Raw genomic sequence first — 15,582 nt, 5'->3', positions numbered from 1 at the left:
AGAAACTTGTCAAACTGACGCCCAGTCGGCTGTGGAGTGCATGCGTGAAGATATTGATCGTTGAAGACGAGCACAAAACTGGGGAGTACCTGCGCCAGGGTCTGGGGGAGGCTGGTTTTGTGGTCGATCTGGCGCGAGATGGAACGGATGGGTTGCACCAAGCCCTCCAGGAGCCCTACGATCTGGTCATCCTGGATGTCATGCTGCCTGGCATCGATGGCTGGCAAGTCCTTCAGGCCATACGCAAACGCGGGCTGCAGATGCCAGTGTTGTTTCTCACGGCGCGCGACCAAGTGGAAGACCGCATCAAGGGGCTCGAACTTGGCGCCGACGACTATCTGGTCAAGCCGTTTTCCTTCGCCGAGTTGCTCGCCCGGGTGCGAACCATCCTGCGACGCGGCCGCAGTGGCACAGAGCCAACCACGCTGCTGGTGGCCGACCTGGAGCTGGATCTGCTGCGTCGCCGTGTCGCTCGGGGGGGGCGGAAAATCGATCTGACCGCCAAAGAGTTCGGATTGCTGGAGTTACTGATGCGTCGCCGGGGCGAGGTCCTTCCGCGCTCCCTGATCGCCTCCCAGGTGTGGGACATGAACTTCGATGGGGACACCAATGTCATCGAGGTAGCCATGAGGCGGTTGCGGGTCAAGGTCGACGAGGGCCGTGAGGTCAAGCTTATCCAGACGGTGCGCGGCATGGGCTACGTGCTGGAAGTCCCGGAGGAGTCCTGAGTGCTTCGGTCTCTGTCTCTGACCTCCCGTCTCACCCTGTTCTTCACGCTGCTCTCCGCGGCGATCGTTTTGGGCCTGGGCGTCATTTTTCTGGTGGCGTCCGAACGTCATTTCATTGACCTTGACGACATTGTTTTGCAAGACAAACAGCGTCTGGTTGGAGAGTTGCTCGCCAGGTCCAGCTCAACACAAGACGCTCAAGTTCGATTGAAGGAGGCGTTGGACCATCATCACGGTCTCTATGTGCTTATCAAAGACGTGCATGGCCGCGTTTTTTTCGAATCGGATGATTTCAACTTGCCCGATGCGGCGGCACTCCCCGAACCCGGGAGCACCCCCAAATCCCTGCGCTGGAGCAGTCGAGAGCGCGCTTACCACGGTCTTGCACAGTGGTCAAAGTCCAATCACGGTGAATCTACTGAAATGTTGATCTTGGTTGCCATCGACACCGAGCACCACACTCATTTCATGGCGCAGCTGCAGCACACTCTGGCGCTTTATGCCGTGCTCGCCACCCTGGCAAGCGGGTTTGCAGGCTGGTTCGCCGCTCACCAAGGCATGGCCCCTCTGCGCGCCATGAAATCGAGAGCCTCGGTCGTCAGTGGCCAGCAGCTCAATCAACGCATGCAGGTCGAAGCCGTGCCCATCGAAATGGCCGATCTGGCCAATGAGCTTAACCACATGCTGGATCGGTTGCAGCAGGATTTCCAGCGCTTGTCCGATTTTTCGTCCGACCTGGCGCATGAGCTGCGCACGCCCATCAGCAACCTCCTGACGCAGACGCAGGTGGCCTTGTCCAACCGGCGTGATGCCGACACCTATCGCGACATCCTGGCCTCCAACGCTGAGGAGTTCCAGCGCCTGGCACGCATGGTGTCCGACATGCTCTTTCTGGCCAAGACCGAAAGAGGGCTCCAGCTCCCCAGCAAAGAGCTTTTCTCGGCCGAACAGGAGGCTCAGGCTTTGCTGGACTTCTACGAGGCCGTGGCCGAGGAAAAAAACGTACGCATGAGCCTGCACGGCAGCGGCAACATCCTGGGCGACCGGCTGATGTTTCGCAGAGCGGTGAGCAACCTGTTGTCCAACGCCTTGCGGCATACGAAGATGGCTGGGGAGGTCTGCATCGAGATCAGCGATACCGAAAATTCAACCCAAGTCTCTGTGGAGAACACGGGTGACGGCATTGATCCGAAAATCATGCCCAGGCTGTTTGACCGCTTCTATCGTGCGGATCCATCACGAGCACAGCCGGACTCTGACGGAACCGGATTGGGACTCGCCATCACGCGAGCAATTGTTGAAGCACACGGAGGGAAGATCGAAGTTTCGTCCGCTCAGGGCCGAACAAGATTTACTCTGGAGTTCAGAAAAGTCAGCCTTACATGAGTATGAACTCAGACAATACCCTTACTCAGGCAGCGGCGCATTGGAACTAACGCAAATGTAATCGCCGGCACATCTTCATGTCAGGGCTGATCGACAGAATACATAACGTGCATTCGCACAAAGTGCATTGATTGACATTGCACCTGTATTTCAAGAAAGGCCCTGATATGAACACCCGAATCACCTCGCTCTTCGCTGCCGTCGCGCTCAGTACCCTGGCATCGACCACTTTTGCCACCGACTCGCTGGCAAACAATGTCGACAAGACCTACCGCCTGAAGGACGGCGGCACTGTATTCGTTTTCAAGGACGGAAAGATGGCAGTGGCCGACAAGTTCGACCGCGCCGTCCATCTCCCCAAAGGCCAAGTCCTGGAAACGGCTGACGGTCAGAAGATCGTCATGACCAGCAGCGAAAGTGCGCGTCTCGACTTCCAGCTGCGCCAAGGTCACGAGAACTGACCTGTCATTTAGGCATACCCGGTTTGAGGAAATGCCTTTGCCCCTTTGAATCTGTACCTCACGAGCCTTGCCGACGATCCAGTGATCTCGCCAAGACTCGTGGCATTCCTTTTGCCCGAAAGTTTCAACGGGTCGATCTGATCACTGTGATGACGGCCATCTTTTATGGTCTGATCTGTATGTCATGCGCGGGTTCAAGTTCAAGTACCCACGGATCTGAAACAGGCAACTGACGTCCGTCCGGCAGAACCCTCCACCGACAACCCCAGTTGCCGGAATCGCTGTGGCCTTATGGCAGGACGAACCTGACCGTTATAGTCTTCCCGGCCTGCTTGACCACCGCCACTGCCTTGGTTCCTTTGGCAACCTTGAAATCCCCGGCCGCGCCCAGCCTTTCGCCCTGGGGCACGAGGGACACCTCCTGTTTGTCGGCGCCGTTGAGCAAGGTCAACGTGGCGGTCGCGTTGCTCACGTCGATCTTCTTGCCGTGATCGCGCAGGTAGAGGCGCAGCTTGTCCTTCTGCGCCACCAGCTCAAAGTCCATGTCCCTGGCTTCGGCGACCACGCCACCATGCAAAGGTTTTTCACCATGGCTGTGTGGGCCCGCAGCATGTGCCACGACGCCCGAGAAAAGCGCAAGCGCTGTGATGGATGCTGATGCTATTAACTTCATGGCACTTCCTTTCGTTGAGGTAGGACTGCAGGGGAAAACTCGGTTTGCATGGATTCAGAACGCCTCGGCATTGCGGTCATCGAGCAGGCGCTCGGCGTCCTTGCGGCCGAAGAGCCAGAACATGACGGGGGTCAGGTAGGTGTCGAGGAGGGTGGAGCTGATCAGGCCCGAGAAGATCACCACCGCCACGGGGTGCAGGATCTCGGTGCCCGGGCGCTCGGCCTCGAAGAGCAGTGGTGCCAGCGCAAAAGCCGTGACCAGCGCCGTCATCAGGACCGGACTCAGCCGCTCCATCGAACCGCGCAGGATCATCTTGTGATCGAAACTTTCACCCTCGGTGCGCATGAGGTTCAGGTAGTGGCTGACCTTCAGGATGCCGTTACGCACCGAGATGCCAGCCAGCGTGATAAAGCCCACCAGCGCCGCCACTGACAAGGGCTGGCCGGAGAGCCAGAGCCCGAGCACCGCGCCCACCAGGGCCAGCGGAATGTTGCCCATGATCAGCGCTGACAGGATGACAGACTTGTAGCGGCTGTACAGCACGACGAACATCAGCACCAGCGAGACGATGGACAGCAGGCCGACCAGGCGTGAGGCTTCCTCCTGCGCCTGGAACTGCCCCCCCAGGGTGATGAAGTAGCCCTCGGGCAGCCGGCTTTCGGCAACAACCCGACGGATGTCGGTCACGATCTCCGACAGGGCCCGGCCTTGAGCATTGGCCGAGATGACGATGCGCCGCTTGCCGTCGTCACGGCTGATCTGGTTGGGGCCGTCAGCCTCTTCGATGGTCGCGATGCGTGACAAGGGCACCCGTCCGGAGGGGGTCTCCAACAGTATGTTGCCCAGGCCCTCGACCGAGCGTGCGGATTCGGGCAAGCGCACGACCAGGGCAAAGCGCCGACTGCCTTCAACGATCTGGGTGATCTTTTCTCCTTCGACCAGGCTTTGCAGGGTGGTCAGGATCTGCGGGGCCGGCACGCCGTATTGCGCCGCCGCTGCGTAATCCACCCGTACCTTGATCTGCGGCGCCAGCACCTGCTTTTCGATTTCCAGGTCAGCGATGCCCGGAATGGCGGCCAGGCGGCCACGCAGCACGTCGGCCTGACCGCGCAGGGTATCCAAGTCGTCGCCAAAGATCTTGATGGCGATCTGGGAACGCACACCCGAGAGCATGTGGTCGATACGGTGTGAAATCGGCTGGCCGATGGCGATTGCAGCCGGCAGGTTGATCAGACGCGAACGGATGTCAGCGGAGATCTCGCCCATGGAGCGTTTCAGCTCACCGGCAGGGAGCAGGCCCACGTCGAGTTCGCTGACGTGCACCCCTTCGGCATGCTCATCCAGCTCGGCCCGACCACTGCGTCGGCCGACATGGACGACCTCGGGCACTTGCTTGACCAGTGTCTCGGCCTGTTGTGCCAAGGCGGAGGATTCCGCCAGAGTCACGCCCGGGTTAAGACGCAGCCCGACTAGCAGTGTCCCCTCATTGAAAGGCGGCAGGAAAGTCTTGGGAAAGAATGGCACCGCCAGCAGAGACACCAACACTGCGACCGCGGCAGTTGCCAGCACCACGCGCGGCCGGTTCAGAACGGTCTGCAGGCTGGTCTGGTACTTGCGCTTGAGCCAGGCCAGCAGGCGGGTGTCTCCATGGTCCAGAGACTTCATGCGCGGAAGCAGGTAGAAGGACATCACCGGCGTGACCGTCACCGAGACAACCAACGAGGCCAGCGTGGAAACGATGAAGGCGATGCCCAGCGGCACAAACAGGCGCCCTTCCATGCCCGGCAGTGCAAACAGCGGCAGGAAGACCAGCACGATGATGACGGTGGCGTAGAGAATTGCCGAACGTACCTCCATGGTGGCTGCCCCCACGAGTTCCAGGGGGTGCAAGCGACGCTCAGGGTGTTGTGCGCGATCCACCTTGAGGCGGCGCAACACGTTCTCCACGCCCACCACGGCATCGTCCACCAGGCCCCCGATGGCAATAGCCAGGCCGCCCAGTGTCATGGTGTTGATGGACAGACCGAAGTATCGGAACACCAGAGCGGTGATGAAGATCGACACCGGGATGGCGGTCAAGGCGATGAGGGTCGGTCGCAGCGTTCCCAGAAAGAAGAAAAGAATAAGTGCTACAAAAATAGAAGCACCGATCAACTTGCCCTGGAGCGTGGTGATGGAGGCCTCGATGAAACTGGCCTGCCGGAAGGTCACTTTCGGGCTGTCCATGCCGGCTGGCAGGGAGCGCCGCATGGTTTCCAGTGCCGACTCAATAGAGCGGGTCAGGTGGATGGTGTCCGCGGCCGGCTGCTTCTGCACTCCCAAGATCACAGCGGGCTTGCCTTCAAAGCCCGCATCACCGCGTTTGAGGGCTGGGGCGAAGGTCACGTCGGCCAGCTGGCGCAGCAGGATAGGCTGGCCGTTGCGGGCTGTGAGCGCGAGATTCTTCAGGTCGTCCAGGCGCGAGGTGCGGCCCAGGTTGCGGATCAAATATTCGCGGCCATTGAGTTCCAGGAAACCGCCCGAGGTGTTGGAGGAGTAACCCTTGAGCGCGGTCTCCAGCTGTTCGTGCGTGATGCCCAGCTCCCCCATGCGGCTAGTGTTGGGCTGGACCTGGAACTGGCGCACCTCACCCCCGATGGGGATGACTTGCGCCACCCCGGGAATGGCCATGAGGCGGGGGCGCAGCACCCAGTCGGCGTACTCGCGCACCTGCATGGGTGAGATCTTGCTGGTGTCGATCGGAATCGCAATCTGCATGATCTCGCCCATGATCGAGCTGATGGGGCCCATGCGCGGGGTCACGCCCGGCGGCAGGCCTTCCTCCATGGCCGAAAGCCGCTCCGACACCATCTGCCGAGCCCGGAAGATTTCCGTGCTCCAGTCGAAGGTGACGTAGATGAAGGACAGGCCCGCGCTGGAGACGGACCGCACGCTCTCCACACCTGGCAGACCGTTCATGGTCGTCTCCAGGGGGAAGGTGAGGAGCTGTTCCACCTCCTCTGCGGCCATGCCGCCAGCCTCGGTCATGATGGTGACCGTGGGTTTGTTGAGGTCGGGGAACACATCCACGGGGGTGCGTGAGAGTGTGAACGCGCCATAGGCCATGAGGACCAGGCTGGCGATGATCACCAGCAGCCGGTTGCCCAGACTGTTATCGAGTAGCCACTTGAACATGATGCGGGGCTCCCGGTCAGCGTATCTGGTTGATCAGGGCTGCAGCCTGGGTGGCCACCCGGTCGCCAGCCTGCAGGCCGGACGTGACCGCCACAGAGGCGCCATCCAGCGGTTCAACCGTCACCACACGCGGCTCGAACTGCTCCGGAGCCTTCTTGACCCAGACCACGGACTGGTTGGCAGGGTTTTTCATGAGGGAGGCTGCAGGGACACGCAGGCCGTTCACGCGCGTCGTGGTCTGGACGTAGACCTTCACAGGCTGGCCCACGGCCAGACTGGAAAGTGCTGCGCCTTCGCCCTGGAACAGCATGGGCAAGGCCTGCTCGCGCAGGCTGCGGGCTGCACCGACAAAGTTCAGACGGATGGACTGCGTCCCGATGGCCAAGGTGGCGCCGGCCACATTGCGGGCCACTTCAGCGTCATAGGCCAGGGCCTCAATGCGCAGGCGCGCTGGATTGATGACCTCGAAAACCAGTTCACGAGCATCCACGACCTGGCCACCAACCACATGGCTGGAGGCGATCACGCCGGACACCGGGGCCACCAGGGCATCGCGATTGCTTAGGCCCGCACCAACGGCGGCCACCCGCTCACCCAGGCTGATGACTTCACTCTCTGCGGCTTCCAGCTCCTTGCGCGGCACGGTGTCCGCAAGCTCCTGCAGGCGTGCCAAGCGTTTTTCTGCCAAGCTCTTGGCCGCGCGCAACTCGGCCAACTGGGCTGTCTGATTGGAGCGTTCGATCTGTCCAGTCGAAGGGATCACGTATGCCAGCACCTGGCCTTTGCGCACGCTTTGCCCCACATTGGGAAGCCCGCGCGTTCCAGGCTCGATACGGCCCGCAACCATGGCCTGGACCTTGCCGCCAGCATTGGGATCCATGACCACCTTGCCAGCCAGCTCGATCGAGCGGGGCAGCTCGGCGAGACTGACGGTGGTGGTGCGCACGTTCAACTGCCTTTGGGCTGGTTTAGGCAGGAAGACGCTGCCATCCGGCAGCCGCTTGGGGCCGTTGCCGTTGACGGCTGCGGGGGCATCCCCATGGTCGTGTCCTTCGCCAGCCCAGGCCAGGGGCAGACCAAGCGCCAGCAGCAGTGCTGCGGCAAAGGACGGAATGTGTTTCAGGTATCGGGTGTTCATGCTGCACCTCCCAGGAAAGAAGGACGACGGCCAAATCGGCGACGTAGGCCCCAGACGAGCAGGACCAAAACCACAAGAGCCAGGCCGGCATAAAGCAGCCAGGCGTGCAAACCGGTTTGCGCATGGTCGTGTTCCTCCTCATGCAGATCCAGCTCGCCCGCCAGCAGATCGGTTTCACGGGTGGTGACCACCGTGGCCATGACGGCATGCTGTCCAGGTGGGAGTTCCTGCGCCAGGGTGGCGACAAACTCGCCGATGCCCTGGGCCTGGACGGGAATCTTCTGCCCGGCCAGTTCAAGTTCCAGACGTGCGTCGGGCACGGGGCTGTTGTCGGCACTGCGGTCCAGGTACAGCGTGAGCTGCTTGCCCTGCAGGATGCCGACCAGCTCGAAGCTCTCGGACATCGCAGCAAAACGCGGGGAGGCAGCTCCTTCTGACGCGAGGGGTGCATCGCCATGGTCATGGCCGGGGCCCGCCCAGCTGGACGGGGTGATGCCCAGGGTGAGGACCGTGAGGCCCAGGGCAAGAAGTTGTTGGAGTCGTTTCATGGTTGTTTCCGTTTCACTGGGGGCTTTGCTGGGGCAGCAGGCCCTGGGCCTGACGCAGGGCCGAAATGGCGGTGGCGAGTTCGACACGGGAGCGGGCGGCCTGCCGTTCGGCAGCAATGGCTTCCAGCTCGATGCGCAATCGGGTGGGCAGATCGGTCTCACCGGCGCGGAAGGACTTTTCGAAGAAAGCGCGAGACTCGCGGGCCAGCTGGGCCCGTCGTTCGGCGGCTGTCAGCTGTGTGCGGGCCGATTCCAGGCGGACCTGGGCGCTGTCCAGCGCGGCCTGGATGCGGTCTCGTTCCAGGGTGAGTTGCGTTTCGGCTTCGATGGCCTGGGCCTGGGCGGACGCAATGCTGGCGCGATTGCGACTGTCCGAGCCGAAAGGAAAACGCACACCAACCGTGACGCTTTGCTGGTAGTTTTCACCGAACGCCCCGCGATCTCGGCTCGTGGCCAGTATCAGCTCAGGCGTGGCCCGCGTCCTGGCTTGTGCCAGTTCTGCGGCTTTACGAGCGATCTCCGCGCGGTTGAGCCACTCAATCACCGCAGGGTGCCGGTCACCCAGGGCCGCCGCGTCCTGCACCCGCTCCGGCGCAGGCTCGGCCGGCAAGGCTTCGGACTGCGCCGTGATATCGGCGGGCAAGGTCAGGCCACTTAATGCACGCAGGCGCTGAGCTGCGGCCGCGAGGGCGCTGGAGGCCTCGGCCAGTTCGGCCTCGGCACCGGCCTGTGCGCCTTCGGCCTGATGTTGATCGGCACGGGCCAGATCACCGGCACGTACACGCCGGCTGACATCGGCCGTGAGCTGCTGGGCATTCAGCAGGCGCTCGCGCGCCAATACAAAGCCGATACGGGCCGATTGCCACGACCAGTAGGCTTCACGCACCTCGGCAGCCGTTTGCAGTTGCGCCAGCAGGGTGCTGCTTGCGGTCGCCCGTTGTTCGGCCTCCGCGACGGCCATGCTGCGAGCCCGCTCGTTCGGCAGCCAAAGCGGGACAGCCACGCCCGCCGTGTATTCACGGCGGCCCAGGTTGTTGTTCATCTGATCGGTCTGGCCTGACAACTCCAGGGCTACGGGCTCCGCCGTCCAGCTGGCAGCCGCTTCCTTGCGCGCTGCGGCTGCTTCCTGACGGGCCTGCAGTGACCTGGCTTCAGGCTGGCGCTGCCAGGCGGCATCGAAAACTTCGGTCAGTGTGAGGACCGGGGTGTTCGCCGATGTCGGTGGTGGCGCCAGATGAAGCCCGGGTTGAAGCGCTGGTGCCAAGTTGAGGGCATGAGCAGGGCCAGGAGCGGCTTGAGGCGGCTTGAGCTGGGCCCAGGCACCGCCGAAGCTCCAGCCCAGCACGGCCAGTGCGATGCATAAATTTCGTTCGATTCGCGGCATGCGATTCTCCAATGTGGGGGAAACATTTGGGGAATCGGCGAGGCGCGATCAGGTGATCGCTACAGGTGTACCAAACGCATCAGCGATGCGCCAAGTCACAGAAGTGGGCAGGGATGCCTACCTCGCCGATCAGGCGAGGCGGGCCCAGTTGGGCCGTTCAGGCAGAGTGGGATGAGGCGAAGAGAGCGGGAATTGCGGGCCAATGTGCACATCGGAGGCCGAGTACATCACGGGCATGGCAGGGGACGCATGCAGGGCGGTGGCACAGCCTGCGTGGCAGACCGGGCAATCGGTATCAACGGCACTCAGGGCCTTGGGGCCGTTGTCGTCCTTGGCCTTCTCATCGGTATGGTGCTGATGCTCATGATGACCGAAGTGCTGGGCCGCCGCGCCGGTTTCGTGCTGGCAATACACGCTCACTGCCGCCCAGCTGAGTTGCAGCGGGAGCAGGGCCAGCAGAAAGATGAAGAACCAGCGGCGCATGAGGGCGATTCTAGCCGAAGAGTATTTGAAAGATTGACGGTCAATGCAATCACTGCCACATGCGCCGGCATGCGCTTACTTGGATGGTTGTCTCCACATATAGTTCTGATGCATCATCATGTGATTCATCATCTGCTGCTGCATCACCATGTATTGATCCGTCATGTACTGACGTTGCTTCATCTGCTCCGGGGTGAGCCTGGAATAGTAGCCTTCCATTCCACGCCAACCCATCATCGGACCTCCTCTCATATGGCCGCCCATCATCCCACCAGGCCCCCACATGCCTTGCATCATCCCCATGCTGTTTTGCATCGTCGCCCAGTGCTCCTGGAGCAATTTTTGCCTTTCTTGGGGGTCTTGTGTCTGACGAATCCTGTCCATCTGCTCCTGCATCTTCTGGATGTTTTCCTGGACTTGTGCCGTCTGCTTGTCAAAGTCTGTGAGATTGGGCGCTTTGGACTGCGCTTGCGCGTTCTTGTCGGCGTTGCCGGATGGCTGTGCATGTGCGGGGGCCCCAACCATGAGTCCCAAGACCAAGGCCCCTGTCAGTGTTGCTAGTTTCATTTTGCAATCTCCTTGAAAACCCTAATGGGGAAATGACACTACTCCGATGACCAATATTCGTCAACGCACAGCCAGCTGCCCAGGCGCAGCGGGGACTCTTGTCAATCTTGAAATTCATGAACCATGAGGGCTGGTCTGAGCTTCACGGTCCGGTGTGGTTTTTGATTGTTTCTCTCGAAAGGATGCCCAGATCAGCGCCCACACGCCCATGCTGATGAAGACATCGGCGAGATTGAATGCGGGCCAATGCATTTCATTCCAATAAAAATCAAGAAAGTCCACGACCTTTCCCCTTGTAATGCGGTCGAGGACATTACCAACGGCCCCGCCAAGTATCAGGCTCAAGCCCAGCGACTCGCAGCGCGGGCGCTGTGTTCGCAGCATGTGCGCCAGACATGCAGATACAAGTAGCGTCAGCACGATAAAGAAATAGCGCTGCCAGCCACCCGCGTCAGCCAAAAAGCTGAAGGCAGCGCCAGGATTCAGTACATAAACCAGATTGAAATAAGTGGTGACAGGGACTTGCTCTCCAAGAGCAAGGATCTTGGTGATCAAGCTTTTGCTCGCCTGATCCAGCATCGCAGCAACCAAGGCCAGGCCATGCCAGCGACAGTTTGAAATCGGCATGAAGTTCATTTGCGTAACAGCCTCAAGCCGTTGAACACCACGATCAGGCTGGCACCCATATCGGCGAACACGGCCATCCACATGGTGGCGCTGCCCAGGATCGACAGCACCAGAAAGACCGACTTGATGCCCAAGGCAAGCAAGATGTTCTGCCAGAGCACGGCCCGGGTGCGGCGAGAGAGTCGGATCAGCTCGGGAATGCGGCGCAGGTCGTCGTTCATGATGACCACGTCGGCTGCCTCCATCGCCGTGTCCGTACCTGCGGCGCCCATGGCGATGCCGATGTCGGAGCGCGCCAGGGCTGGCGCATCGTTGATACCGTCGCCAGTCATTGCAGTGGTACCGTAACGCGTCTGCAGGTCCTCGATGGCTGACAACTTGTCGTCGGGCAGTAGATTGCCCCGGGCATCGTCGATGCCGGCTTGTCGGGCGATGGTCTGCGCGGTTGCTGGGTTGTCACCCGTCAGCATGACCGAGCGCACTCCCAGGGCGTGCAGTTCGGCCAAAGCCTCACGAGAGCTCTCCTTGATGGTGTCGGCCACGGCAAAGATGGCCAGCACCTGGCTGTCCATGGCCAGCAGCGTCACCGTGCGCCCCTGTGCCTCGTGTTCGGCCAGCCGTGCCTCGATGGCTGGGCTGCACAGGCCCCGCTCCTCGATCATGCGGTGGTTGCCCAGAATCAGCGTCTGGCCATCCGTGCGGGCCTGAATACCCCGGCCAGGCAGAGCCGTGAACTTCTCCAGCTGCCCATTGCTGCGATCCAGTCCCTGGGCGATGGCATTGGACACCGGGTGGTCTGAGTGGCCCGCCAGATCGCCCGCCCAGCGCAGCACCTGTGCTTCCGGGATCGGCGAGGGCAGCACCTCGGTGGCAACCAGCACGGGCTTACCTTCGGTGATGGTACCGGTCTTGTCCAGCGCAATGACCCTGATCTTGTGGGCGCCTTCGAGGTAGACCCCACCCTTGATGAGAATGCCACGGCGAGCGGCCGAGGCCAGTCCGCTGACCACCGTGACGGGCGTGGCAATCACCAGTGCACAGGGGCAGGCTATGACGAGCAGGACCAGGGCCTTATACAGGGCCTCCATCCAGCTCAGGTCCATGAGCCAGGGCGTCAACAGCGCCACGGCCACGGCGAGCGCGAACACTGCTGGGGTGTAGATGGCTGCGAATTTATCAACGAACTGCTGTGTCGGCGCCCGGCTGCCCTGGGCCTGCTCGACGGCTTGGATGATGCGGGCCAGCGTGGTGTTGCTGGCGGCAGCGGTCACACGCACTTCAAGTGCGCCGGTGCCGTTGATGGTGCCTGCAAATACCGGATCGCCTGCATCCTTGTCCACCGGCATGCTCTCGCCCGTTACCGGGGCCTGGTTGACCGCACTGTTGCCCGCCATGACCACACCATCGAGCGGAATGCAAGCTCCAGGCTTGACCCGGAAGATCGCTTCCAGCGCAACGTCGGCCGCGGCAAGCTCCTTCCATTCGCCATCAGGCTGCCGGACTTCGGCCGTGTCAGGCGTGAGGTCCAGCAAGCTCTTGATGGCATTGCGTGCCCGGTCCACGGCCCGCGCTTCGATGACCTCAGCGATGGCGTAGAGCGCCATCACCATCGCCGCCTCTGGCCATTGACCAATCAGGAAGGCGCCGGTGACGGCCACCGTCATCAAGGCGCTGATGTTCAGCCGCCCCTGCCTCAGAGCGGTAAAGCCCTTGCGATAGGTTGAGAAGCCAGCCAGCCAGATGGCCGCCGCCGCCACGGCCATGCCCGCACCCTTGTAGGCAGCTGTCTCAGGCGCAAAGAAGTCCAGCAATTCGGCCGCGATCGCCAGAAGCAGGGACGCGCCCAAACGCCATAGCCCCTCGGACATGGGGGCGTGCTGATCACCCTGTTCCAGCGGTGCCACGGGCTGGGGATCAAAGCCGGCCTGGCGGATGGCGTCCAGGGCGCGCGGCAGGACTTCGGCGGGGGCATCGATGCACAGGGTGCGCGTAGACAGCTGGAAGTTCAGTCCCTGAATTCCCGGGATACCAGCCAGCGCTTGCCGGATCTCACCTTCTTCAGAAGCGCAATCCATACTCGGGATGCGGAAAACCGCGCCTGATGCCCCGGTTTGTTCGGTTTCGACGCGGACGGGTAAGGGCGTGACGCTGCAGGCGCTGTCGCAAGCGCATCCAGGGGTTTTGTCCTGTTCTAAGGTGTTCTGTCCTTGCATTTCCATTCCTTGTTGGATTTAATTAGAAACCCTGTAGCGGCTATAGAGTCAAGCACCTATACTTTGTGGGAGTTGAGACTCGTCCCTCACCTGCAGCGGAGATCAAGCATGAAGATCGGTGATCTGTCGAAATTGACGCAAACCCAGGTCGAGACCATCCGCTACTACGAGCGCGAGGGCCTGCTGCCCGAGCCCAGTCGTACCGAAGGCAACTACAGGATCTATCGGGAGGCCCATGCCGAGCGGCTGGCGTTCATCCGTCACTGCCGCAGTCTAGACATGACCCTGGATGAAATCCGGCAGTTGCTGCGCTTCAAGGACGACCCTGCATCGGACTGTGGCGACGTAAATGCACTTCTGGATGCGCATATCGGCCATGTGGCCGACCGGATCCGGGAACTGCGGGCGCTTGAGAGGCAGCTCAAGAGTCTGCGTAAGCGTTGCCGCGAGGCCCAGCCGGCTGCCAACTGCGGGATTCTTGGTGAGCTGTCTCGACCGACAAGCGATACAGATACAAAAGTCTTCCCACATAGTCACGTCCATAAATCTCACGTATATGTGGCACGAAAACTTTGACTGAAGACCTGTTGCAAGCAACGGACAGCGCCCTGTGTACAGCCAGCGTCTTCGGCGGGGCCGCCACCTTAGGCGTCAACAACCAGGGTATGGGCAGCCACAGCGATTCTTTCTGTTTATTACTTTGCGGTTTACGGTGCTCTGATTCTCTAGGTTGTAAGCCGCATGGATGCACGGTCCGTGTTTTTTGACTTTAGTTGCACGGAATACCAGAAACCTCTTTTACTCGCGTGATTAGCCATTGACGAGATTCCATGTCTCCATTTCGATCTCCGCCTCCCGCAGGAGAAATTTGTTAACAGAGTCAGAAAATCTCTCGAAGTCCCTCGCCGAGATCCCGATCCGGTAGGTGCCGCTTAGTGGAACCAATAACGTCGCGAAATAGTCCGCCGCGAGCTGACGAAATCTGACCAGCGGCTCCTGCAGCAACTCAGGCTCTGACGCAATCAGTTGATCCAGTGTCCACAAGATGCCGATCACCGCGAATCGGAACACTGCGGCTTGGCCCGCAAACTCGGCCCGCCGAAGGGCGCAAGCCAGCGCCCCAAGCGACCAGACCGATGGCCTGGACGCCAACTCGTATATCCGGTCTTCCCACAGGTCCTGGAGCACAAGTCCTGCGGAGGGGCCTGGGATGTCTATATTGAGCATGATCTCAAGGTACTGCGGGGGAAGCAGCCTCACGCACTCCAGTACCTCCTGCGCGTAGAACGGACCGGGTTCCAGCAGGTACCAGACCGGCGTATCAAACCAGGCTGCAGATCCTGGATAGGCAAGCTCTCCATATTCAACCCAATCCCCGCGACCGCCAGGCCGCCGCGGAATCTGGACACTGTGCTTCCCTCGGTAATAGCGGTCCAGCCGATTGCTCGCCTCGAATCGTTGCAGCCCGGCGCGCTCGTAGAGTTTCTCCTCCAGATTTTTTCGCCCTCTCACGCCGGCAACCAGGAAGAGATTCCGGACCCAGGTCTGGGCTCTGAGTCGGTCGAGTTCTGTGGTCTTGCGGTTCGCCATGCCTGAGGGGGTGCGGTGAGAGAGGCGCGATTCGTGATTTGGACAAATTTGACACCAAATTTAACCCTTCCAGTTCAGGTCGTTTTCATGCACATTCCGCGGAAATCATTCAACTGCCCGAATCGTCATCAAAAGTGCCCCAAACGACCGATCTGTTCTCCCGCCTGCTCGAGCGCTATGGCGAGCTCGTCGAGCTCAAGGAGCTGGCTCCCCTCTTGAAATATCCCAGCTCGACGGCGCTGCGCCGAGCCGTCGACGGCAATCGCCTGGATCTCAAGCTGGTCACCATTGGACGTCGCAGGGTCGCGGCGACCCAGGACGTCGCTAAGTTGCTGGTCGAATCGGGATTGTTCCAAGGGTGAGGGCTGCGGGACGCCCCTACCCAGTGGCTTGCCAGTCCTCCGCTTGTACCCGCGACCGACAGGGCAAGAACTCAACCGCCCACTTCCGTGTTTAGTCAAATCATGAAAGGAGCCGCAATGCTCAATAGCTCATAGCTGCCCAGCGTGGGGAAAAAGAAAACGGCCCGAAGCTGTTGACGCAGAATCGGGCCGTGGGCACACAAGTGTTGAAGAACGACTTGGTGCCCACAGTATCCCCCAGGTTTGCT

General features: G+C 61.0%; 14 protein-coding genes and 1 pseudogene. 5 read left to right on the top strand and 10 right to left on the bottom strand.

The features are described from left to right. The first annotated feature begins 44 nt into the window (after positions 1-44). The 3 genes from AO057_RS07875 to AO057_RS07865 all read left to right on the top strand — a co-directional run bounded on the left by AO057_RS07875 (position 45) and on the right by AO057_RS07865 (position 2,575). A complete protein-coding gene (locus tag AO057_RS07875; protein ID WP_057675105.1) occupies positions 45-728 on the top strand; it encodes a heavy metal response regulator transcription factor in 684 nt (227 codons plus the stop codon). Further along, positions 729-2,114 carry a heavy metal sensor histidine kinase gene (locus AO057_RS07870; protein WP_057675104.1) on the top strand — a complete coding sequence of 462 codons (1,386 nt, stop codon included), beginning with the start codon at positions 729-731 and terminating at the stop codon, positions 2,112-2,114. A gap of 167 nt (positions 2,115-2,281) precedes the next feature. Next, positions 2,282-2,575, top strand: a complete 294-nt coding sequence (locus AO057_RS07865) for a CopK family periplasmic copper-binding protein (RefSeq protein ID WP_057677217.1) — start codon at positions 2,282-2,284, stop codon at positions 2,573-2,575. Positions 2,576-2,864: 289 nt separating this feature from the next. Here the strand turns inward: AO057_RS07865 and AO057_RS07860 are convergent, their stop codons facing one another. The 9 genes and pseudogenes from AO057_RS07860 to AO057_RS07820 all read right to left on the bottom strand — a co-directional run bounded on the left by AO057_RS07860 (position 2,865) and on the right by AO057_RS07820 (position 13,382). After that, positions 2,865-3,248, bottom strand: a complete 384-nt coding sequence (locus AO057_RS07860; RefSeq protein ID WP_057675103.1) for a hypothetical protein — start codon at positions 3,246-3,248, stop codon at positions 2,865-2,867. A gap of 54 nt (positions 3,249-3,302) precedes the next feature. Then, positions 3,303-6,422, bottom strand: a complete 3,120-nt coding sequence (locus AO057_RS07855; protein ID WP_057675102.1) for an efflux RND transporter permease subunit — start codon at positions 6,420-6,422, stop codon at positions 3,303-3,305. A 16-nt stretch (positions 6,423-6,438) separates the two neighbouring features. After that, entirely contained in the window at positions 6,439-7,560 is a 1,122-nt protein-coding gene (locus AO057_RS07850) for an efflux RND transporter periplasmic adaptor subunit (RefSeq protein WP_082605458.1), read from the bottom strand. Continuing rightward, positions 7,557-8,108 (bottom strand): hypothetical protein, encoded by a 552-nt coding sequence (locus tag AO057_RS07845; protein WP_057675101.1) that lies wholly within the window; start codon positions 8,106-8,108, stop codon positions 7,557-7,559. Before AO057_RS07845 ends, AO057_RS07850 begins: the two co-directional genes overlap by 4 nt. Before the next feature lie 13 nt (positions 8,109-8,121). After that, positions 8,122-9,492, bottom strand: coding sequence for a TolC family protein (locus AO057_RS07840; protein ID WP_082605457.1), 1,371 nt, complete (start codon positions 9,490-9,492; stop codon positions 8,122-8,124). Between the two features lie 129 nt (positions 9,493-9,621). Beyond that, positions 9,622-9,975 carry a cation efflux protein, CzcI family gene (czcI, locus tag AO057_RS07835; RefSeq protein WP_057675099.1) on the bottom strand — a complete coding sequence of 118 codons (354 nt, stop codon included), beginning with the start codon at positions 9,973-9,975 and terminating at the stop codon, positions 9,622-9,624. Positions 9,976-10,050: 75 nt separating this feature from the next. Further along, complete coding sequence (locus AO057_RS07830) at positions 10,051-10,542, bottom strand: DUF2059 domain-containing protein (RefSeq protein WP_057675098.1); 492 nt, start codon at positions 10,540-10,542, stop codon at positions 10,051-10,053. Positions 10,543-10,656: 114 nt separating this feature from the next. Further along, positions 10,657-11,148, bottom strand: a pseudogene (gene lspA, locus AO057_RS07825) (signal peptidase II); the annotation flags it as partial. 26 nt (positions 11,149-11,174) lie between these two features. After that, on the bottom strand, positions 11,175-13,382 hold the full coding sequence (locus AO057_RS07820) for a heavy metal translocating P-type ATPase (protein ID WP_156404504.1): 2,208 nt from the start codon (positions 13,380-13,382) through the stop codon (positions 11,175-11,177). A gap of 108 nt (positions 13,383-13,490) precedes the next feature. On the opposite strand from AO057_RS07820, the gene cadR reads away from it, so the two are divergent. Continuing rightward, the gene (cadR, locus tag AO057_RS07815; protein WP_057675095.1) at positions 13,491-13,958 is read left to right on the top strand and encodes a Cd(II)/Pb(II)-responsive transcriptional regulator; all 468 of its coding nucleotides are present in this window, start codon (positions 13,491-13,493) and stop codon (positions 13,956-13,958) included. A 234-nt stretch (positions 13,959-14,192) separates the two neighbouring features. On the opposite strand, the gene AO057_RS07810 is transcribed toward cadR, so the two are convergent. After that, entirely contained in the window at positions 14,193-14,972 is a 780-nt protein-coding gene (locus tag AO057_RS07810; RefSeq protein ID WP_057675094.1) for a hypothetical protein, read from the bottom strand. A 38-nt stretch (positions 14,973-15,010) separates the two neighbouring features. Between AO057_RS07810 and AO057_RS07805 the strand changes: the two genes are divergently transcribed. After that, positions 15,011-15,334, top strand: coding sequence for a hypothetical protein (locus AO057_RS07805; protein ID WP_156404503.1), 324 nt, complete (start codon positions 15,011-15,013; stop codon positions 15,332-15,334). The last annotated feature ends 248 nt before the right edge of the window (positions 15,335-15,582 follow it).

The organism is Curvibacter sp. PAE-UM (assembly GCF_001432305.1).
Taxonomy (GTDB): Bacteria; Pseudomonadota; Gammaproteobacteria; order Burkholderiales; family Burkholderiaceae_C; genus Hylemonella.
Note: the sequence above shows the minus strand (reverse complement) of the source record. Positions and strands in the feature narration are given on the sequence as shown.